The organism is Pedobacter psychrodurus (assembly GCF_032678585.1).
Lineage (GTDB): Bacteria > Bacteroidota > Bacteroidia > Sphingobacteriales > Sphingobacteriaceae > Pedobacter > Pedobacter psychrodurus_A.
In genome coordinates this window covers 74542-96582 of record NZ_JAVTSN010000028.1, presented here as the reverse complement: position 1 = coordinate 96582, position 22041 = coordinate 74542, and the positions used below count along the sequence as shown (strand labels likewise).

At 39.9% G+C, this 22041-nt stretch carries 16 protein-coding genes and 1 tRNA gene; 11 read left to right on the top strand and 6 right to left on the bottom strand.

Annotated features, from left to right (window positions below; all coding sequences use genetic code 11):
• Positions 1-466: 466 nt before the first annotated feature.
• A complete protein-coding gene (locus R2S57_RS18355; protein ID WP_316846409.1) occupies positions 467-4516 on the bottom strand; it encodes a two-component regulator propeller domain-containing protein in 4050 nt (1349 codons plus the stop codon).
• Between the two features lie 357 nt (positions 4517-4873).
• Here R2S57_RS18355 and R2S57_RS18350 point away from each other — a divergent pair, with 357 nt between their 5' ends.
• The 7 genes from R2S57_RS18350 (at position 4874) to R2S57_RS18320 (ending at position 16834) form a co-directional block, all read left to right on the top strand.
• The gene (locus tag R2S57_RS18350) at positions 4874-8173 is read left to right on the top strand and encodes a TonB-dependent receptor (RefSeq protein WP_316846408.1); all 3300 of its coding nucleotides are present in this window, start codon (positions 4874-4876) and stop codon (positions 8171-8173) included.
• Positions 8174-8191: 18 nt separating this feature from the next.
• On the top strand, positions 8192-9952 hold the full coding sequence (locus R2S57_RS18345; protein WP_316846407.1) for a RagB/SusD family nutrient uptake outer membrane protein: 1761 nt from the start codon (positions 8192-8194) through the stop codon (positions 9950-9952).
• 222 nt (positions 9953-10174) lie between these two features.
• Positions 10175-12295, top strand: a complete 2121-nt coding sequence (locus tag R2S57_RS18340) for a polysaccharide lyase 8 family protein (RefSeq protein WP_316846406.1) — start codon at positions 10175-10177, stop codon at positions 12293-12295.
• A gap of 20 nt (positions 12296-12315) precedes the next feature.
• A complete protein-coding gene (locus R2S57_RS18335) occupies positions 12316-13500 on the top strand; it encodes a glycoside hydrolase family 88 protein (protein ID WP_316846405.1) in 1185 nt (394 codons plus the stop codon).
• Between the two features lie 387 nt (positions 13501-13887).
• Positions 13888-15117, top strand: a complete 1230-nt coding sequence (locus R2S57_RS18330; RefSeq protein WP_316846404.1) for a DUF2264 domain-containing protein — start codon at positions 13888-13890, stop codon at positions 15115-15117.
• Positions 15118-15203: 86 nt separating this feature from the next.
• Positions 15204-16043 (top strand): 5-dehydro-4-deoxy-D-glucuronate isomerase, encoded by an 840-nt coding sequence (kduI, locus tag R2S57_RS18325; protein WP_316846403.1) that lies wholly within the window; start codon positions 15204-15206, stop codon positions 16041-16043.
• A 26-nt stretch (positions 16044-16069) separates the two neighbouring features.
• Positions 16070-16834 (top strand): SDR family NAD(P)-dependent oxidoreductase, encoded by a 765-nt coding sequence (locus R2S57_RS18320; RefSeq protein WP_316846402.1) that lies wholly within the window; start codon positions 16070-16072, stop codon positions 16832-16834.
• Positions 16835-16989: 155 nt separating this feature from the next.
• On the opposite strand, the gene R2S57_RS18315 is transcribed toward R2S57_RS18320, so the two are convergent.
• The 4 genes from R2S57_RS18315 to R2S57_RS18300 all read right to left on the bottom strand — a co-directional run bounded on the left by R2S57_RS18315 (position 16990) and on the right by R2S57_RS18300 (position 19844).
• The gene (locus R2S57_RS18315; protein ID WP_316846401.1) at positions 16990-17616 is read right to left on the bottom strand and encodes a carbonic anhydrase; all 627 of its coding nucleotides are present in this window, start codon (positions 17614-17616) and stop codon (positions 16990-16992) included.
• 59 nt (positions 17617-17675) lie between these two features.
• Positions 17676-18185, bottom strand: coding sequence for a flavodoxin family protein (locus R2S57_RS18310; RefSeq protein WP_316846400.1), 510 nt, complete (start codon positions 18183-18185; stop codon positions 17676-17678).
• A 46-nt stretch (positions 18186-18231) separates the two neighbouring features.
• Entirely contained in the window at positions 18232-18891 is a 660-nt protein-coding gene (locus R2S57_RS18305; RefSeq protein ID WP_316846399.1) for a hypothetical protein, read from the bottom strand.
• Between the two features lie 221 nt (positions 18892-19112).
• Entirely contained in the window at positions 19113-19844 is a 732-nt protein-coding gene (locus R2S57_RS18300; protein ID WP_316846398.1) for a Crp/Fnr family transcriptional regulator, read from the bottom strand.
• On the opposite strand from R2S57_RS18300, the gene R2S57_RS18295 reads away from it, so the two are divergent.
• The 4 genes from R2S57_RS18295 (at position 19833) to R2S57_RS18280 (ending at position 21632) form a co-directional block, all read left to right on the top strand.
• Positions 19833-20528 (top strand): HAD family hydrolase, encoded by a 696-nt coding sequence (locus R2S57_RS18295; RefSeq protein ID WP_316846397.1) that lies wholly within the window; start codon positions 19833-19835, stop codon positions 20526-20528. The genes R2S57_RS18300 and R2S57_RS18295 overlap by 12 nt on opposite strands.
• Positions 20525-21163: a chloramphenicol acetyltransferase gene (locus tag R2S57_RS18290; RefSeq protein WP_316846396.1), complete on the top strand. Its 639-nt coding sequence runs from the start codon at positions 20525-20527 to the stop codon at positions 21161-21163. Before R2S57_RS18295 ends, R2S57_RS18290 begins: the two co-directional genes overlap by 4 nt.
• 65 nt (positions 21164-21228) lie before the next feature.
• Positions 21229-21435, top strand: coding sequence for a hypothetical protein (locus tag R2S57_RS18285; RefSeq protein ID WP_316846395.1), 207 nt, complete (start codon positions 21229-21231; stop codon positions 21433-21435).
• 123 nt (positions 21436-21558) lie between these two features.
• Positions 21559-21632: transfer RNA gene (locus R2S57_RS18280), tRNA-Ala, on the top strand.
• A gap of 106 nt (positions 21633-21738) precedes the next feature.
• On the opposite strand, the gene R2S57_RS18275 is transcribed toward R2S57_RS18280, so the two are convergent.
• A complete protein-coding gene (locus tag R2S57_RS18275; RefSeq protein ID WP_316846394.1) occupies positions 21739-21996 on the bottom strand; it encodes a hypothetical protein in 258 nt (85 codons plus the stop codon).
• Positions 21997-22041 lie beyond the last annotated feature (45 nt).

Below are 22041 nucleotides of genomic sequence, written 5' to 3'. Positions count from 1 at the left end.
AACGGGTTGTAAATATATAAGCAAAGCGGGCTGATCAATGATCGGCCTGCTTTTTTAGTCTGGGGTTCTGCGTTTTCTGTTCTATTGTTGAAACAGGAAAGGTCAAGATTATCAATTATTCGCCTGGTGTTCTTGGTGTCTTTATGGTTAAAAAGAGCGTATCTACACCATCGTCATCCGATAGCTATGTTTTAGGACTATGGGTTGGAGGTCCCCTCCTTCAGGAGAGCATGTGCCGTTTTTCAGTATTGTATATGTTTTTATAGGCCTTCAAGCTTGCTTCGCAGGTTCTTGATAAAAAGGTAACCAACCTGAGCACAGCGAAAGCATGCCTACAGCTAAAAACAACAAACACAAAGGCATAATATCAAGGCTTGGATCTGATGTCGGATAAATTCGTCAAAGCTTTTTTGGTCGTCAGCATGAATAACCATTTCGATCAGCAGGTTACTGTAATGCGGGTGGGTTAACTGTTGCTGATAAACTCACTTGGCGTTTTGCCGAAATGTTTTTTAAACTCTGAGCTAAAATATTTCCGGTCGCTAAAACCCACGGAGTAGGCAATTTCGGCAATATTTCCAGAGCCCTGTTTAAGCAACTGCGCTGCCCGTTTAATGCGAAGCGATTTAATAAAGTCGTTTACGGAAAGATCGGTTAAGGCCCTTATTTTTTTGTACAGTACCGGTTGGCTCATACCGATTTCGGATGCCAGGGTAGGCACATCGAAATCAGGATCGGCAATGCGGTCTTCAATTACCTGAATAATTTTATTTAAAAAGTTCTGCTCGGTGGTATTGATCACCATGTTTTTGGGTTCGAGCGTAATTACCTGCGCAAACTTTTGTTTAATGGTTTCGCGGGCATTTAAGAGGTTCTGAATGTTCAGCTCCAGTATTTTTAGGTTAAATGGTTTCATGATGTAGGCATCGGCACCATTTTCGAAACCATTAATCTGATGCACATAAGCCGACCTTGCGGTTAATAAAACCACCGGGATATGGCTTGTTCTTTCGTCGGTTTTAAGTTTCCGGCACAATTCGAGGCCGTCCATCACCGGCATCATTACATCACTTATAATCAGGTCGGGAATCAGATCAAGGGCACATTCAAGGCCGGTAGCTCCATTTTCCTGTTCAAATATGTTGTAGGTTGGGTTTAATGACTGTTTAATAAATGTTCTTACATCTTCATTATCCTCTACGAGTAAAATGGTGTGTTTTTTCTTTGTTTCTGGTACATCTGTGGCTTCGCTTACTGCTGAAACAGGTGTTGAAACTACTGGCGGGATATTGAGGTTATAGTTTAAGGCATCATCATAATACACATAATCGGTTATAAAATCTGACGGATTAAAATGTGCCTTTCCCTTTTTTAAACTTACCGTAAAGCAGGTATTGCCAAAAGCGTTGTTGTTTTTAGGGGCGCTTTCGAAAGTGATTTCGCCATGATGCAGTTCTACAATGCTTTTAGAAAAGGATAAGCCTAAACCGGTACCAATGGTGGTAGCGGTATTGGCCTGATAAAAATTGGTGAACAGATTGGCTTGGTTTTCTAATGGGATGCCTTTGCCGTTATCGCAGATCTCGATATTCAGCAACTGGTTTTCTTGCTGGATTTTTAGTGTGATTTTTCCGTTTGCAGGCGTAAATTTAAAGGCATTTGAAAGCAGGTTGAACAATACCTTTTCCATTTGAACTTTATCGAAATACAGTTGGATTGTTGGCTGCCCGGTTTCGAAAGCATAATCGATATTTTTAGAGATGGCCATGTTCTGGAAGGCCAGAAATATTTCCCTGCAGAATTTTACGATATCACCAGGGCTTACCTGCAAAACCATTTTACCGCTTTCGGCTTTTCTAAAATCGAGCAGTTCGGTAACCAGGTTCATTAAGCGGTCGGCATTGTTTTTAATCGGCTGTAAATCTCTGTTCAGGGCAGGATCGTCTTTTGCATTTTCGATCAGTTTATCCAGCGGGCCAACAATGAGTGTTAAAGGCGTGCGGATCTCGTGAGAGATGTTGGTGAAAAACTCTAGCTTATGTTCATTGATCTCTTGCTCCTTCTTAAACACGGCCTTAATTAATAAATAGCGTACAAATACAAAAGAAACGCCTGCAAAAACACAAACATAAAACAGATAGGCCCACCAGGTTTTGTAAAACGGGGGCAATACTTTAACTTCGATGGTACTGATGGTGTTTGTCCAAAGGCCATCATTATTGGTTCCTTTTACCATTAAGGTATAGTTTCCGGGCGAAAGGTTGGTATAACTGGCGGAAGGGATGTCTACATCATTCCAGTTTTTTTCGAAACCATCAAGTTTGTAGGCATAATGGTTTTTATCGGCTTTAATAAAGTTTAACAGGGTAAAATCGATGGAAAATATATTTTGATCGGATGCAAATGTAATCGATTTAAGTGTGCTGATATTTTGTTTAAGCAGGCCGTCTTCACCATTAAGATTTACCGTTTTGTTGAATAATTTTAATCCGGTAAAAATAATGGGTGGGGTGTTTTTATTTTCTCTGATCTCATTTGGGAAAAAGCTCACCATTCCGCTTAATCCACCGAAGAAAAAGGCACCCTTGCTATCCTTCAGAAATGATTTGTAATTAAATTCGTTACCAGGAAGTCCATCTTTAACGTTATAGGTTTTAAAAGTTTTATTTCTGGGATTATACTTACACAGGCCTTTATCGGTTGTAACCCAAAGGTTGCGGAAATCATCTTCTAAAACCCCCATGATGTTGTTGCTGGGTAAGCCATCTGCTGTGGTGGTGCGGATGTAGCTGTGGCGTGCTGCGTTAAGTTTAAATAAACCACTGCCCGAGGTGCCTATTAATAAATAACCCTCTTTATCTTCGGTTAAACAGCTGATCTCATTGTATTTTAAAATTTCCGGTTCTGCCGCTATCCGGCCAATAAACCTCGGCGAATCTTTTTTTAGCTGGTAAAGCCCTGAATTGGTAGCTACCCAAAGACTTCGTTTGCTGTCTTCGAAGATATTATATACTGCATTAGAAAGTCCGTTTATGCGGTTACGGATAAATTTTCCGGTTGTTGGGTTAAAGCTGTTCAATCCACCGTTGGTACCTACCCAAAACCGGCCATAACTATCTTCAAAAACAGTGGTAATTTCGTCGTTACTCAGCGAGGAGGTATCGTTTTTACTTTTGGTGTACCTGACAAAGGTTTTTGTTTCTGGTTGAAAAAGATTTAATCCCCCATAATGGGTACCCACCCAAATTCTATTTTGTTTATCCTTTATTACCGATTTTACCAGGTTTGCACTCAGGCTTTTGGGATTGTTTGGGTTGTATTTGTAACGGGTGAAGGTGTTGTTTTTCCGGTCGTAATAGTTAAGCCCTTCGCCTTCCGTGCCGATCCAAAGATTTTGATCCTGATCTTCCATGATCGAGCTGATTACATTGCTGCTCAAGCCATTTGCTGCTGTAGTGCTTCTATACACTTTAAAAGGAGTGTAGTTGGGGTAGACCATATTAATGGCTCCATAGTACGTACCCACCCAGATAATTCCCTGACGATCTTGATAGATGTCGTAAACAGAGTTTTGACTTAAGCTCGAAGGATTTTCTGGTTCATTTTGTATGGTGCTAAAACTTTTGCTTGCAGTATCATAAATATTAATGCCATGTAAACTCCCAATCCATAACTTGCCCTCCTGGTCGAGCATAATTTTTCGGATATTATTGCTGCTGATGCCCTTTGGGTTGAGGCTGGAGTATTTGTAAGTAGTAATGTTTTCGGTGCTGAGGTTCAGCTTACTTACACCTGTCTGTTTGGTGGCAATCCATAAGTTATTTTCGCGGTCTTCTACCATGCTGGTCACGTGGTTATCAATCGCTTTGTTTAACTCTTCACTAAATTGTTTAAAATACTTAAAGTGGGTTTTCCCATCCTTAAAGCTCATGTTCATTAAACCACTGCTGGTGCTTAACCATATGGTTCTGTTATGATCTTCGGCTATGGTGTAAATCTGCTGATCTTGTTGTTTCTGGTACAAAAAGCGTTTAAACTTATATTTGCCCTTAGTTTTAAGGAGATTTAAGCCATGCTCGGTACCAATCCAAACGCGGTTATTTTTATCCTGAAAAATGCAGTTTACTTTAGAATTGCTCAGGCTGTTAGGGTCTTGATCATCATGTGCGTAACGGTCGAAATTATCACCCGCTTCGTTGTATTTATTTAAACCCTGTTGTGTGCCTACCAGTAATGACCCATCTTTTAGCCCCAGAATGGCAGATAGGTAAGCGGAAGAGCTGATGCTTTTTTTATTGTTTTTTTCGTTATTGTAAATCTTAAAAGATTGAGAATCGTACTTGTTTAATCCGGAGCGGGTACCAAACCAGATAAAGCCTTTAGCATCTTGTGCTATGGCCAGTACCGAACTCTGCGATAGCCCGCTTTCAACATTTAAGTGTTTAAAAGCATATTTATTTTGAGCATTACTTGCGATGATAAAAAATACAAATGTAAATGTTAACAGGGATTTCATGTTGGCACAAAATGAGGGATGGTTAGCTATGCTTGATTTAAAAGTACAAAATGTTTCTGTTATAAAAATCAAATATGTTTGGTGAGACAATTTTAACACTTTATCTGCTCACTTGCCCCATTTAATGCTTTTTTCTGCTATTATTTAGAATTTTATACCTATTTGTTTAGGATTTTATCCCCTCGGTTTAGCTCCAAAGCAACAATTTTGAACAACCAAATATTAAAGCAAAACCAAACCTTTTAAGCCGACATCCTTTTCATTGTAGCCAGAACAGTTATAGCTGGTGCCAGCCGCAGGTTATGCTCATAATTTTTTGCGATTAAGAAAAACCAATATTAATCAACTAAACAAAAAATGGATAAACTTTACAAACATCTCAAAATTGGAGAAGCAAAACTGAGCCGTTTTTATCACCCGGTAAAACTATGCTCAATCATTATGCTTTTGAGTTTTATGGCGTTTACGGCCTTTGCTCAATCTACAAAAATTTCTGGAACGGTAAAAGATGCTAAAGGGGGAACAATACCCGGAGCAAGTGTAAAAGTAAAAGGAACATCTTTGGCGGTATTAACTACCGGCGATGGTAAATTTTCTATCACTGTGCCTTCACCACAAAGTGTACTTGTATTTTCTTTCATTGGTTACGATGCAAAAGAAGTAACAGTTGGTCATGCTACAAGTCTGGATATAACCTTACAAGATCAGAACAATAGTTTAAATGATGTTGTGGTTGTTGGCTATGGTGTACAGAAGAAAGTAAACGTGATTGGCTCTGTTGCCACAATAGATGCCAAATCGATTGAAAACCGTCCGGTTACAAACCTTTCTTCTTCTTTGGGAGGTTTAAGTTCGGGGGTTTCGGTTAGACAGGCTTCTGGTAAACCAGGGGCCGATGGCGCTACCATCCGGATCCGTGGAACAGGGACTTTAAACAGTAATAATGCGTTGATCATTGTTGATGGTATTGTTGGTAGCATGGATGCCGTAAACCCGAATGATGTGGAAACGGTTTCTATTTTGAAAGATGCTGCTGCGGCCTCTATTTATGGTTCGTTAGCGGCTAATGGTGTAATCCTGATTACCACGAAAAAAGGTAAACAGGGTAAAACTACCGTAACTTATAGCGGAATCGGTTCGGTAGCTAAACCTGCAAACCTGCCAACCTTTGTAACCGATTACATTACGCATATGCAACTGGTAAATGAAGGTTATAAAAACCTGGGCCAAACGCCAATTTACACTGATGCGACGATGGCATTATGGGCTGCCGCAAATGCGAATCCTGATGGTTTTACAGCACAGGGAATCCCAAATAACGTGGCCTATCCAAATACAGATTGGGGTAAAGCAATTTTTGAGAATAATTTCGCTCAACAACATAATATTTCGTTAAACGGTGGAAGCGAAAATACACAATATCTATTATCTGCATTTTACATCAACAACCCCGGAACAATGGCCAATACGGGTTCGGATAAGTACAATTTAAGGATTAATTTACAATCGAAGGTTGCCAGTTTCTTAACTGTGGGTACCCAAACTTTTGCCTCAAACCAAACTTTTGGTTTGGCGAGTACAGACAATGCATTTAACTTTTTACGTCAAACTACGCCGGGCGTTTATCCGGTGTACAATGGTAAATATGGTTTCCCGGCAGCTGCTGAAGAATCTTCAACAGCAAATAATATTTCTTCGTACTTATACAACACAGGAGGGGATGACAATGAAACCCGCATTAATACGACTGTTTTTGCAAGATTTGATATTTTAAAAGGATTAAATTTTGAAACCAGATTCAATTATCAGGCGCGCCAGGAAGAGTTTAATAACCATTCGATAACCAATGAGCGCTGGAACTTTGCTTCCAATACTTTAAAAAGTGCTGCTGCAACGCCCGATCAGTTAAGTACAAACTATGGTTTTAATAAAAACTATGCGTACACCATTGATAATATTTTGAATTACAAAACTGCCATTGCCAAAGTACACGATATTGGTGTATTGGCGGGTTACAATCAATATTATTATAATTATTACAATTTTGGTGCGAGCAAAAAAGGTTTGATCGATGAAACCATTACCACCCTGAATTCGGGAACTACATTAACTTCTGCTTCAGGTGATGAATATGATTATGCGCTACGCTCTTACTTTGGCCGTTTAAACTATGCATTCAAGAGCAGATATTTATTAGAGGGTGTTTTCAGGTACGACGGTTCGTCAAGATTTTCGGCCGATAACAGATGGGGTTTCTTTCCCGCCTTATCTGCAGGATGGCGTATTTCGGAAGAACCTTTTATGCAGGGCCTTAACAAATACATCGGTAATCTGAAACTAAGGGCATCGTGGGGTAAAACAGGTAACAATGCATCTGGTAATTATGATTATCAGGCTGTGTATGGCGCTACCAATTATTCTTTCAATGGCTTACAGTCAACAGGATTGGTTTCGACCAAGTTTGCCAACAACGATTTGAAATGGGAAACCACTACCACCACCAATATTGGCTTAGATGGTAATTTATTTAAAGGTGCACTGACTTTTGAAATCGATTTGTATAAAAAATATACAGATGGCATTTTGTTTACACCAACCATACCATTAACCACAGGAACCGCAACAGCTGCAACGCAGAACATTGCAGAAGTATCGAACAAGGGTGTGGAGCTAACGCTTGGCTATAACGGAAAAGTTGGCGATTTTAAGTACGGTGTATCAGGTAATTTTGCCTATAATTTTAACAGGGTTTCTAAATATAAAGGTTTACTGAATGCAGGTTATACAACCGACGCATTGGGAAACAGGGTATATACCTCAAATTTAGGTAATGTTTCGAGCGGAAGCACCAACAGGATCCTGGAAGGACATGAAATCAATGAATACTACCTTCAAACTGTTTACAAAGGGAATGGGAATTATTTTACCGATGGAAAAGTGAATGTAAATGGGGGTCCAAAGGATGGTATGATCCGCACACCGGATGATATGGCCTGGTTAAATGCGATGATTACAGCAGGTTACACTTTCCAGCCAACTGCCGGTGTGAGTAAAACTAAAATCTATTATGGCGATTTAATTTATGCAGATACTAATGGTGATGGTTTATATGGAAATGCTTTTGATGCCCAGTTCCTTAACAAATCATCAACGCCAAGATATAACTACGGTTTCAACTTCAATTTCTCTTATAAAAATGTAGATCTGTCTATGTTGTGGTCGGGTAGTGCAGGCATGTGGTATTACTGGAATTCGACGGGTTATAACAACTCAATCGTATCTTTAGGGAATGCTGTAAGTACATTAATTGCCAACGATCATTATTATTACAACGATGCAAACCCAAGCGATCCGGCTAACAATATTACGGCTCACTATCCCCGTTTAAAAAATACTACGGATGCACAAAACGCAGCAGTAGCCAGCGATTTTTATTTATATAACGCCTCTTACCTGAAATTGAAAAATTTACAGATCGGTTATACCATTCCTGAAAAAATTTCGAAAAAAGCTTTAATCAGCAGGGCAAGGATTTATGTATCTGGAGAAAACCTTTGGACCATAACCAATTACCCTGGCTTAGATCCTGAAATTGGTGCTGGAGTTGGTTATCCAACAATGCGTCAGTATTCTGTTGGATTGAATGTTACTTTTTAACGATTTAGAAAGAAGAAAATGAAAAAGATTTTAACCATAATACTTACAATCGTTGTGCTTACGGGTTGTAAAAAAGATTTACTGGAAACAGCACCATATTCGCAGATTGCTTCAGAAACGATGTGGACAACCGATAACTTAACCGATCAGGGCGTAACAGGTGTTTATGCCATTTTAAGATACGGTTGGACTACAGGTGGGGCATCGGGCCTTGAACTTTATCAAATGGATGCCTTAGGTTTTACGGGGCAAACATCAGGAGCAGAATCTTTACTTTCTGGTACCATTACTGCCTCAAACGGATACTTTAGTTCGCATTGGCAAAACCTTTATGAGGGGATTCAAAGAGCCAACGATGCAATTAAAAATATTCCTTTAAAATCGCCCTCTTCAGCTGAAAAGAAAGCGAGATACCTTGCCGAATGTAAATTTTTAAGGGCGTATTTTTATTTAAGGTTAAACCAGCTTTATAAAGGCGTACCCATTTATTTAGAACCATTTACTGCTGCCGATGCAACAAAAGCACGTTCAACCGAAGCGGAAGTTTGGGCACAGGTGGTTAGTGACCTGAATGCCGTAATTGCGGAACCAAATTTGCCTGACCGATATGTAAGTGGTAATGCTCAATATGGCCACATTACAAAAGGTGCAGCTTATGCATTACGGGGTAAAGCTTATTTATATACGCAAAAATGGGATTTGGCAGCGGCAGATTTTAGTAAAGTTAAAGATGCCGGTTATACCTTATTTGCCAACTATTCGAGTTTGTTTAAAACTGCAAATGAGCAATCAAGCGAAATGATATTCTCCATTCAGAATATAGGGATAACTGGTTTTGGTTCTGATACCCAGTTTTATTGTGGTACACGTTCTTCTTTTGGGTCGTGTTGGAATACTTACCACGTTTCGCCAAATCTGGTTGATTTGTATGAAAATGCAGATGGTTCTAAATTTGATTGGGAAAATGCAATTCCAGGTTATTCTGCCTTAACGGTTGCTGAGCGGGAAGTTTACTTTCTGAGAAACAACTTAACAGCTGCAGAGATTACTGCCGCAACAACAAGAGGTGCAAAAATGAGTCTTTATTTGCCAAATGATAATGAAGCCCGCTTGCTTAAAGCCTATACCAACCGCGATCCTAGGCTGGCAGCCAATGTAATTACTCCGTATTCTACTTACCTTGGTGTATTTAGCGGTGCAAATGCAGTGGTAACATCAAGATGGCCGTACCGTGGTGAAGCAGCAACAAATGGAGATTTACGTACCGATACACAAAGTTTGTTCTATTATTTATATAGAAAATATGTTTATGAAGGTACAGCAGAAACACCTGCGAGAGATTACGGACCAACGGATATGGTTTTAATCAGATATGCTGATGTACTTTTAATGTGGGCAGAGGCACTTAATGAACAAGGTTTAACCTCTGATGCATTTGCTAAAGTAAATGAAGTAAGAACGCGTGCTGGCGTTGCTTTACTTCAAAATACAAATGCAGCACTGCCAACATTTGTTTCTGGTCAAACAGATTTAAGAGAAAGAATCCGCAACGAAAGAAGAGTGGAGTTTCCGAATGAAGGCATTAACTTCTTTGATGAAATGAGATGGAAAAGCTGGAAAGACAAAGTTTTTTATGCTGGTAACGGCGTAAAACAGGCATGGGGCAAGGTTGTGTATGCTTATTCCTTTAAGGGTGATTATCTTTACAATTGGGCAATTCCGGCTGTAGAGATAGAAAGAAATCCCAACCTGACTCAAAATGCAGGTTGGATAAATTAGACATTGGTAGGATTAGTGGAGGCCGCTATGAGGATAGCGGCCCTTTTTAAACACTGAAATTCTATAACCAGGCTATAAATGAAGTCGAAAAAACCAAAATCGAAATTAAAATAACCATAATTGAATAAATGATACAATTGGTTTCTGCTAGCTTTGAAGGAAAACGGACACGCGGGTTTTCTTATAGCCAATATCAGGTTTGGGCTTAAATAAAAATAACAGATGTTGGCAATAAGTAAAAAGATAAGTCAGATCTTATTTCCTTTAATCAGTGGATTAAAGGGGTTAATGGTGTTATTGGTGCTTTTGCTGATCAATTTATCATCAAAAGCGCAAAGTGGGCCTTATCATGTCATTCTCGAGCGCATTAATGCCGATCTGCAAACTCTTGTAAAAGATAAACCACTGGCTGATGAAATTACCCGGCAGCTCAAAAGTTTAAATGCCGATGGCAGTTGGGCCGATATCGATTATAGCGATGCACAGTACGATCCTTTAAAACGGATCAAAGATATGGCAACCGCTTATATCCGTCCATCTAATAAGCTTTATCAAAATGCCGAATTGTATGGAGCGATTGTTAAATCTTTACAAAACTGGCTGGATAAAAATCCGAAGAATAAAAACTGGTGGTACAATGACATTTTTTATCCACAGGCCATTGGCCAAACCTTAATCCTGATGCGCAATGCAAAAACGCAGTTGCCTGTGAAGCTGGAAAGCGCATTGATTGAAAGAATGATCAGAAGGTTAAAAACCGGAGATGGTGCGAATACCTCAGATGAAGCTTTACATTTCTTGTACAGGGCCTGTTTAACCAAAAATAAGGCAACCTTAGATTCTGCCGCCAAATATTTATTTGAACCCATTGCTATTGCAGATGGAAAAGAAGGTGTGCAGGCCGATGGAAGTTATTACCAGCATGGCAAACAACAGGCCATAGCGAGTTACGGCAGGGTATTCGCCGGAAATTCGGTTAATGCTGCCTTTTATTTACGGGGAACTGAATATGCCTTGCCAAAAGATCAGCTTACTATTCTGATCAATTATCTTAAAAATACCTTTCTGAAAACCATAAGAGGATTTTTTTACGATTTTAATGTGCGTGGCCGTGGCATTAGCCGCAAAGATTCGCTAAGCAGTGGTTTGGGCGTGATGGTAGCTAAAATTAAGTTGTTTGATCCCGAAAATGCTGCCTATTGGGATGCTTCGGTTAAACGCACCTCGGGATTGGAACCAGCTAGTTATAAAATCACGCCTACGCATCATCAGTTTTGGAAGAGCGGTTATACCTTGCACCTTCGTCCGGCATATACTTTTAGCATACAAACGGCATCAAGCAGAACCTTACGGACCGAACGTGGCAACAACGAAAATATATTGGGGAAATTTCTCCCCGATGGGGCAACCAATATCCAGCGCAGCGGATCGGAATATGCCAACCTGATGCCTGTTTGGGAATGGGATAAAATCCCGGGAACCACCAGCAGGGATTATCCGGATGATGGTGGTGCAACAGTGCTTAAGGACTGGGGCATTCCGGGTACAACCAAATTTGTTGGCGGTGTTAGCGATGGCGTTTACGGCATTTCCTGTTACGATTTAGACTACGACAGCGTTCAGGCGAAAAAAGCCTGGTTCTTTTTTGATCGGGAAGTACTTTGTTTAGGTGCCGGCATCAAAAGCAATTCGAATGAAAATATTACCAGCACAGTTAACCAGGCATGGATGCGCGGCGGGGTGGTTTCTTCGAATGGCGTACAGAAAAATGGTAAAGGCGAGATCTGGGTAATGCACGATAGTATTGGGTATATTTTTCCCCAAGGTGGGGATTTAGAAATCAGCCATAAGGCACAAAGCGGAAGCTGGTACCGCATTAACCATTTTCAAAGTAAAACCGAGCTGCAGCATCAGGTATTTAAAATCTGGCTAAACCATGGTCAGCATCCTCAGAATGCCAGCTATCAATATATTGTAATTCCGGGAGTTGATGCTGCGGGTTTAAAAAATTACAACTGGTCAACGATACAGGTATTGAAAAACACGGCTGAACTGCAGGCCGTAAAACATAGCGGACTGGATATGTTGCAAGCTGTTTTTTATAAAGCCGGAACGCTGGTTGCCAGTGGTTTATCGTTGCAGGTAGATCGGCCATGTACGGTTTATATTAAAGATTTAAGTGCTAAAAGCCCTACGCTGTATATTGCAGATCCCGCGCAGGAAAAAGCAAACATCAAAGTGTTAATTAAACTGCCAGGACTTTCGAAATCAAAAACTATAGATTGTAATTTGCCCACCGGTGCTTTTGCCGGTGCTACGGCGAATTTTCAAATCAAAGAATAATACACACAGACCATTACATTATGAAAAAAACCAATTTTATTGCCACATTATTCATGCTCACGGGTTCAAGCCTATTTGCGCAAACCGCAAAGAAGCCTATGGACCAGTTAATTAAAGATGAATTTAAATTCGCCGTTGATCAGTATAAAGTACTGGGTAAAAATATCCCAGAAGGGAAAACACCTCAGACTTTCGAAAAGGGAAAACCTGTAAATTACGATATCAAATGGTGGTGCAGCGGCTTTTATTCGGGCAGTTTATGGTATATCTACGAACAGACAAAAAATGCAGAGATTAAGCAGGAGGCCGAAAAAGCTTTAAAGGTAATAGAGCCGAACCAAACGTATACCGGAAACCATGATTTGGGTTTTATGATGTACTGTAGCTTTGGGAATGCTTACCGTTTAACAGGTAAACCAGAATATAAAGCAGTGATTGAGCGTTCGGCCGAATCGTTGGCTACGCGTTACCGTCCGGCGGTAAAATCGATCCAATCGTGGAACAAGAGTAAATTATGGGAATGCCCGGTAATTATCGATAACATGATGAACCTTGAAATGATGAACTGGGTAAGCGATAATGGTGGCAATAAAAAGTATAAAGAAATTTCAGTTATCCATGCCAATACTGCTTTAAAAAACCATTTCCGCCCCGACTTCAGTTCTTTTCATGTGGTTGATTACAATCCGGAAACCGGAGCTGTAATTAGGAAAGCCACATGGCAAGGTGCTGCAAACTGTTCGGCATGGTCGCGCGGCCAAAGCTGGGCTTTATATGGCTATACGATGATGTACCGTTTTACCAAAGATCTGGTTTATTTAAAACAGGCGAAGGGTATAGCACACTTTCTATTAAATCACCCAAACCTGCCTGCCGATAAAATACCTTTCTGGGATTTTGATGCCCAGGGGATTCCTTTTGCCAAACGCGATGCTTCTGCAGGTGCAATTATGGCTTCTGCATTGTTAGAACTTGGTCAATATACCTCAGGTAGCGAAAAAACAGAATTTAAATCAGCAGCCGAAACCATGATTTATTCGCTTTCGGGCAATGCCTACCATGCTAAGTTAGGCGAAAACGGAGGTTTTTTGTTGATGCACAGTACTGGTGCTTACCCATTGAACAGTGAAATTGATGTGCCTTTAATTTATGCCGATTATTATTATTTAGAAGCTTTGGCGAGATATAAAAAATGGTATTTGTAGTAGCTATTAAATGTGAGGTTTGGGGACTGTTAGAAGTAGCACAACTCAAATTAGATTTTAGTTTTTATTTGGAAATGAAGGTTCAGTAGTACTTCGGTAGCCGCAGACCCGTTATTCGCTTTATCCCGATAGAAAAATCGGGATGCACGCTAGTACCGGGTTTATTAAACATGGGGCTGTTCAAAAAAAGTTTGTTGGTTAAACACCAACCTTTAATAGTTATATATGCCGTGCCACTTAGTCCCGATCCGATAGTTATCGGATGAAGTGAGCATCCTGATCCTTCATCAGGATAAAACGGAAAGCGGGAATAAACCTTGATAATTGCATATAAGTTGCTCTCCAGATAATTACAGACCTAACCTGGATTTTAATCCTCAGATTATAATGAAAATGAAATATAAATTGATCTTTTCTGCCCTTCTGGTATTTTCTCAGTTGGCAAACGCACAAAAGAAACTAACAACTGGTGCCGAAGACCGTGCTTTTTGGGTGAAAACCTTAAACCGCATTGCCTATCCGGTAATCCACAATTTGGCCAACGAAACCTTAAAAAAGAACATGCCTTTGGAAAAGGCACCAGGTTATGGTTTAAACGTAACGAAAGTGACCTATCTGGAAGCTTTGGGCCGTACCATTGCCGGAGTTGCACCATGGCTGGCCCTGCCGGATGATGATACTGCAGAGGGTAAACTTAGAAAAACCATGCGTACCGAACTTTTAAAGGCTTTGGCCAATTCGGTTAATCCCGAGAGCCCTGATTACATTAGCTACCGATCGGAGAGCCAACCTATTGTTGATGCCGCGTATGTTGCACATGCTTTTCTACGTGCACCAAAAGCACTTTGGGAGCCCCTGGATGAAACCACTAAAAAAAGATTTATAGAAGAATTTAAATCCTTACGCACAAGAAGCGGAGCTTATAATAACTGGCTTTTGTTTTCGGGTTTAACAGAAGGTTTTCTGTTGAGCATTGGCGAACAGTACGATCCGGCCCGTGTTCAGTTTTCGATCAATAAAGTGAAAGAATGGTATGTGGGCGATAGCTGGTATAGTGACGGTGAAAAATTTAGTATGGATTATTACAATTCTTATGTGATCCACCCGATGCTGGTTGATCTATTAAAAGTATTGGTTGATCATAAAAAAGCAGCGCAGGCCGATTATGATCTGGCTTTGAAAAGAATGGTGCGTTATTCAGAGTATTTAGAAAGAGTGATCTCCCCGGAAGGTACTTATCCGGCCTATGGCCGTTCGATTACCTACCGTACAGCTGCCTTTCAGGCTTTGGCACAAACCGCACTAATGGAGAAACTGCCAGAGTATGTTAAACCAGCACAGGTTCGTGGTGGCCTAACTGCGGTAATGCATAAACTATATGATGGCAATCAGAATTTTGACGATAAGGGATGGCTGGTGCTGGGTTTTAACGGCCACCAACCAGAAGTAGCCGATACTTATACCTCTACCGGAAGTTTGTATATGGCGAGTTTAGGCTTTTTAACCTTAGGCCTGCCTGCCGACAATAAATTTTGGACGGATGCCCCTGCACCATGGACCAGTTTGAAAGCCTGGGGTGGAACAACCGTAAAAAAGGACTATAAAGTTGAGTATTAATACAAATAATCAGTATCGTATAAATATATTTGCCAATAGGATCTGATATGCGTTCGGGTCCTACATCAAAACCCAATTTTTAACCAATGAATAAATTCGAAAGCCGTTACGCTCAAAGCCCTAAAGAAGTTAAACAAATGGATACCGCTGCTTTGCGGGATAATTTCCTGATCGAAAATGTATTTGAGGCCAACCAGGTAAATTTAACCTTATCTCATTTTGATAGATACATTGTTGGCGGTGCTATGCCTGTTGATCAGAAAATAGCCCTTCCAAATCCTGATGATTTAAAAGCGACCTACTTTTTAGAACGTAGGGAACTGGGTATCATCAATGTTGGCGGAAAAGCAATCGTAACTGCCGACGGCGAAAAGTACGAATTGGATTATAAAGAAGCCTTATATATTGGTAAAGGTACTAAAGAAGTGTTTTTTGAATCGGCTACCCCAGGTGAAGCGGCTAAATTGTACATCAATTCTGCCCCTGCGCACCACACTTACCCAAACAAAAAGGTAAGTAAGGCTGAAGCTGAAATTGTAGAATTGGGAACGCCGGAAACGGCTAACCACAGGGTTATCAATAAATTATTGGTGAACAGTGTTTTGCCTACCTGCCAGTTGCAGATGGGTATGACTGAGCTAAAATCGGGCAGTGTTTGGAATACCATGCCAGCGCATACGCACGACAGGAGAATGGAAGCTTATTTTTATTTCGAAGTTCCGAAAGGACAGAGTGTTTGTCATTTTATGGGGCAGCCACAAGAAACCCGTCACATTTGGATGCAAGGTGATCAGGCTGTAATTTCGCCAAACTGGTCTATCCACTCAGGAGCGGGTACCAGTAATTATACCTTTATATGGGGAATGGCTGGCGAAAATCTTGATTATGGCGATATGGATCACTGTGCCATCACTGAACTGAAATAAGAAGCAATTACCGAATAAAAAAGATCATGTCGAACATATTTAATTTAGCAGGTAAAACTGCATTAGTTACCGGTTGTAAAAGAGGTATTGGAAAAGCGATGGCTTTAGCACTTGCCGAAGCAGGTGCCGATGTTATTGGTGTTTCTGCCAGTTTGGAGCTAGAAGGCAGCGCTGTAGAAAAAGAAATTGTAGCCTTGGGTAGAAAATTTTATGCCTATCAGTGCGATTTTGGTAAACGCGAAAATACCCTGGCATTTGCTGCGCAGGTAAAAGCCGATCATCCGGTGATCGATATTCTGGTAAATAATGCCGGAACAATCTTACGTAAACCCATTGCCGAGCATCCGGATGAATATTGGGATGAAGTAATTGCGGTTAACCAAACTGCCCCTTTTATTTTAACCCGCGAAATCGGTCGTGAAATGATTGCCAGAGGTAGTGGGAAAGTGATCTTCACCGCGTCGTTATTGTCGTTCCAGGGTGGTATTACCGTTCCGGGTTATGCCGCAAGTAAGGGCGCAATTGCATCTTTAACTAAAGCTTTTGCCAACGAATGGGCATCAAAAGGCGTAAATGTAAATGCCATTGCACCAGGTTATATTGCAACCGATAATACTTCTGCCTTACGCGAAGATCAGGATAGAAGTACTTCCATTTTATCGCGTATCCCTGCCGGAAGATGGGGAACACCAGAAGATTTTAAAGGACCGACATTGTTTTTGGCCTCAGCAGCCAGCGATTATATACACGGAACCATTTTAACCGTTGATGGCGGTTGGATGGGGCGTTAGGTTAGTCCTTAATCCGGAGTCCATAGTCCTGAGTTGATGATTTTGGGGGGTATGGCAAGGAGAAGTCAAGTTTTTTCAAACTTGACTTCTTTAATTCAAATAATCTGGTTTTTTTCGCTCGGAACTCTAAACGCTCCACGCCAAACCCCAAACTTTTAATACAGGTTATAAATCTCCTTAATATCTTTCAAAATTTTTTCGAAATCAATCTTGAGGTCGATTAACCGGCCGGTATGGATATCGAATACCCAGCCATGCACGGTTAATCCGCGTGCGGTAACGGCTTCCTGCACGGCTGCGGTTTTTAGTAAATTCACGCACTGCTCCTGAACGTTCAGTTCTACCAATCTGTTATAACGGAGACCTTCATCTTCGATGGCATTTAGTTCATCTTTATGGATGCGGTATACATCACGGATGTTTCTTAGCCAAGGATTTAAGATGCCTAAATCTGCTGGCTGCATAGCTGCTTTAACGCCACCACAGTTGTAATGACCACAAACTACAATATGGTTTACCTTTAAGTGGCGTACCGCGTAATTTAAAACCGTCATTACGTTTAAATCCACATTGTTTACCAGATTGGCCACATTGCGGTGTACAAAAGCCTGACCAGGCTGTATGCCCATTAAATCTTCGGCTGTAACCCGGCTATCCGAACAGCCAATGTATAAAAACTCCGGGCTTTGCCCTTTAGATAGTTCGGTAAAATAATCGGGATTGATGGCCAGTTTATCGGCAATCCATTTTTCATTGTTCTTAAAAACTTCTGCTACGTTCATGCTTTTGGTTTTGAATAGAATTTTGGGATATGTAAAATTGCGACGCCTGCTAATGGCGTTTATGCGGATATAAAACTAAAAAAAGATTCTCTGATTCCGGCAAGTTCTTCCTCAGTAATTTTTGCATCTGAATTGAAATAAACATGCCCTTTGTAATCCATCTCCATATAATTCGCCGTCATAAAAAAGGGAGTTGTAAATCCATCAGGGAGATCTGCATCGGTACCCACCGCGATTAATTGGACGGTTTTGCCTTTCAGGTTTCGGCCAACTTCCTTATTTAAAGTAACCCAATCTGTTAAGCGATCGAAAAGGTTTTTCATTCTCCCGCTCATGGTGTACCAGTATACGGGGGTGGCAAAAATGAGATGCTTGTGGTACAGGATTTCTTTGGCAAATGTTTCGAAACGATCTTCGGAAGGGTATTGGTTTTCGTAATTATAAGGAAGAAAATAATGCTCCAATAGGTTGATCTGATCAAAGGCCATCTCCTGTGTAAGTTTGCTGATATACTTTTGGGTATTTCCATTCAATCGGGCACTTCCATTGATAATTAAGATATCAGACATATTTATGCTATTTGTATTAACCTAACACGTTATGCTGCCTTAATGTTTAATGGTTCGCCAGATATTGGGGTACAAAACCTGCGCAAAACAATACAAAGGTAATGAAGGCTATAAAAAACAAAAAGGGTTTTATGCTCCCGATACCGCCGGGACTCTTTAATACCAGTTGCCTAACCGCATCCGAGGTGAGCAATAATATGCAGATTAAAAACACGAAAGCCAGTGCCAGTCCGATGCAAATCCCAAATAGCTCAGTTTCCTTTCTAGTGTAAAATACGTTAAAAAAATTGCATAAGAACAGTAAATTCCAGATGACAACGATGCCAATGGCAACCGGATTTTTAATGGGAAAATCGCTTTGTTGCTGAAGCTGATCGATCGCTAAGTCAATATCACCTGGGGTAGTAGCGGTGCGATTAAGGAAACCAGTTTGTTGAATCTCGACCATCCGATCTTCTGCATTTCCGAGAAAGGTAAAAAGGATTTTTTTATTGTATTTCTCAACCCGGTGGATAATCTGGATTGAACTACCTAATGTTGAAGTATGTGGTATAATGGAAATGATATCGGAGCGTTTAAAAATAAAATTGCCTTTTATCGATGCATTAAGTTCGAATTTAAATTCGCTTACTTTTAAGGTGGCAAAAGGCCATGTTGCCCTAAAGCTACCTATCCTTACACCGCCAGTTTCTTCAAAATTATTCATTTACCGAGCAATTAATTACCCGAATATATTCTATTAATTTGGATTGTTTGTAATGACACTGAAATCCGCCATGGAGATCAAAAAAGCAAATCATCAACCTCATCGTTTAAGGGTGACTGCAAGCTTCCTTATTGCTTTTTATATAAAACCAATATTTTTTGATGATACTCCGTTAATGATTATATCTATAAGAAGCTTTTCTTGTATGCTACACTAATCAATTACCTTAGCCGTTCCAGTAACTTTTTCATATTCGGCAACTGTAAAATGTTTTTAAATTCAGGGGTGTCAAAACCTCCTTTATCCACAACTTGTTTTAAACTTCTGTTAAAGCTTCTTACAGAAATACCCAGATAGGCAGCCATGTCATCTTTTGATATCGAGATGTGCTCGTCGGCCTGTAGTTTTAGTAATTTTAAAAGTGCATATTCTAATGTATACAACTGCTGGAAAGATGCACGTGTACTTGTTTGTATAATCCTTGTGGATAATTCCTGAAGTAATATTGTCGTAAATTCACTACTCTTACTAATCAAAGAAAGGAACAGGTAGTCGGGGATAACATAGGCGGTAACATCGCTTATAACCGCTACATTGCATAAACAGTTGATCTTTTTGATAGCTTCTAATTCACCAACCACTTCACCCTTGCCCAAAAATTCGATAATAAAATCTTTACCGTTTTCCTCAGAGATATAACACTTGCTTATTCCATCTTTAATGATGTAGATGTTGCTGATTTTTTCGCCCTGTTCAATAAATCTGTATCCTGCTTTAAAACTTTTAAGCGTAATTTTTTCTTCATTATTTTCTGAACAAAAACGTTCAATAAAAGATAAGAAAGTAAGATTGGTCCGTAGCATATTGATGTAGTCGAGACAAATGTCCTTTTTTAACACTGCCTGTTGGGTTACTTTTGTGGCACTAAAGTAAGCATAACCATGAAAAATCAAATTACCGTAATTGCTTTTGATGCCGATGATACCCTTTGGGTAAACGAACCTTATTTCCGGGAAACGGAGGAGCAGTTTGCGGGTCTTTTAGAAGATTTTATGCCACGCCACAGTATTCTGGCCGAACTCTATAAAACAGAGATTGCCAATTTACCGCTCTATGGTTATGGGATTAAAGGTTTTATGTTGAGTATGATCGAAACGGCATTGCGGATTACTTCCGGGAAAATAGATTCCATTGTGGTGAGTAAAGCAATTGAGTTGGGGCAGGAAATGCTCAATAAACCTGTAGATCTGCTTGATGGGGTAGAAGAAGTACTCAAATTCTTACACGGAAAATACAGATTGGTGGTAGCCACTAAAGGCGACCTGCTCGATCAACAGCGTAAGTTGACCAAATCGGGCCTCGACCATTATTTTCACCATATCGAGATCATGAGCAATAAACAGGAAAGTGATTACCAAAAACTGATCAAACACCTGGACTGTAAACCTGAAGAATTTTTAATGCTGGGCAACTCCTTAAAATCGGATGTTTTACCAGTGTTGAATATCGGCGGTCATGCTGTTCATATCCCTTTTCATACCACCTGGGTACACGAAAGCATCGATCACACCATCGAACATGAAAATTTTTATCAGATGGAAAGACTGTCTGAAATTTTATCAAAATTAATTGAATGAAAGAAAAAATAGATATAAATACCTGGATCAGAAAAGATCATTTTAAATTTTTTAGCGCTTTTGAAGAACCTTTCTTCGGCGTAACCGTAGATGTAGATTGTACTGCAACTTACGAAGAGGCAAAAGAACAAAACGTTTCGTTTTTCCTGCTTTATCTACACAAATCTCTTGTCGCTGTAAATCAAATCGAACCTTTTAGCTACCGCATTATAGATGGCGAAGTTTGGAAATACAATACCGTGAATGCAGCGGCCACCATTAATAGACCAAACGGTACATTTGGTTTTGGTTATATGGATTTCTATGAAGACTTTGAAGATTTTAGAACAGAAGCCAATAAAGAGATCGAAAAGGTACAGGCCACCACAGGTTTAATCCCTTCTTCGTCGGGAGAAAATGTGATCCATTATTCGGCCCTGCCCTGGCTAGATTTTACCTCTTTATCGCACGCCCGCAATTATTCCCATCAGGACAGTTGTCCGAAAGTTTCTTTTGGGAAGCTTAGAGACCAAGAAGGTAAAAAAATAATGCCGGTTTCGATACATGTAAACCACGCTTTAATGGATGGTTACCATGTGGCTCAATTTGTAGAAGCTTATCAGCAGTTGTTAAACAAAAAAGAAGTGTTGGTTTAGCTGTTTAAGGAATAAATCTAAAGGATATTTAATATTCGGTTAATATTAGGAATTTAATTTCGGCGATGTTTATAGCGGCCGTTATTATTCCTTTCTACATTTTAACCATTGTAGCCATGTGTTATATGGATACTGTTTTTAAGGCGATTATGTTTTTTGTACTGTTGTTGATTGCTACTTTTGTGCTTTTTCTGTTCATCAATTACCCGATGCAATCGGCCATTGTTGTGATTTGTTTTATGGCCATGTTTGCTTTTAAGCTGAAAGATTAATTAAAAAGATAAATTATCATTTGCATTCGAGAAAGTATTTGCTATTTTTGCTGCACAAGTCAGAAGGCTTGTGCTCAATGATCGTTTTGATTATTATTAATTGATCATTGAATATTAAAACTTGGGGGATTAGCTCATTTGGCTAGAGCGCTTCGCTGGCAGTGAAGAGGTGATCGGTTCGAATCCGATATTCTCCACACCCCTTACTAATGCCCTTTAAATAACTTTAAAGGGCATTTCTTTTTTAAAATCCTCGCATTTCTGGTGTCATTCAGCAAACTTATTATGTTAAAAAAATGACATTTAGTACCTCTGGAAGGTCGATATTGAAGCGTTTTTAGTAACTTTCTTTACGCTTTCCAAAACTCTTCTCTTGCGGATTTGGTCAATTTCTTCCTGTTTGCGTTCATCATCAGAAAGTTTTTCACCTTTGATGCCATCATTTATGATATCCAAAATGGTTGATTTAGTTACGTCTTTAATACCTGTTGTATTCCCATTAAGCTGTTCCAATTGTGATTTAATGTTCGGTAAATCATCAAGTTGTTTTGCATCTCGCACATCTTATCCATTAGCAAATTAAATTGCTCCATTGACAGAGTGATA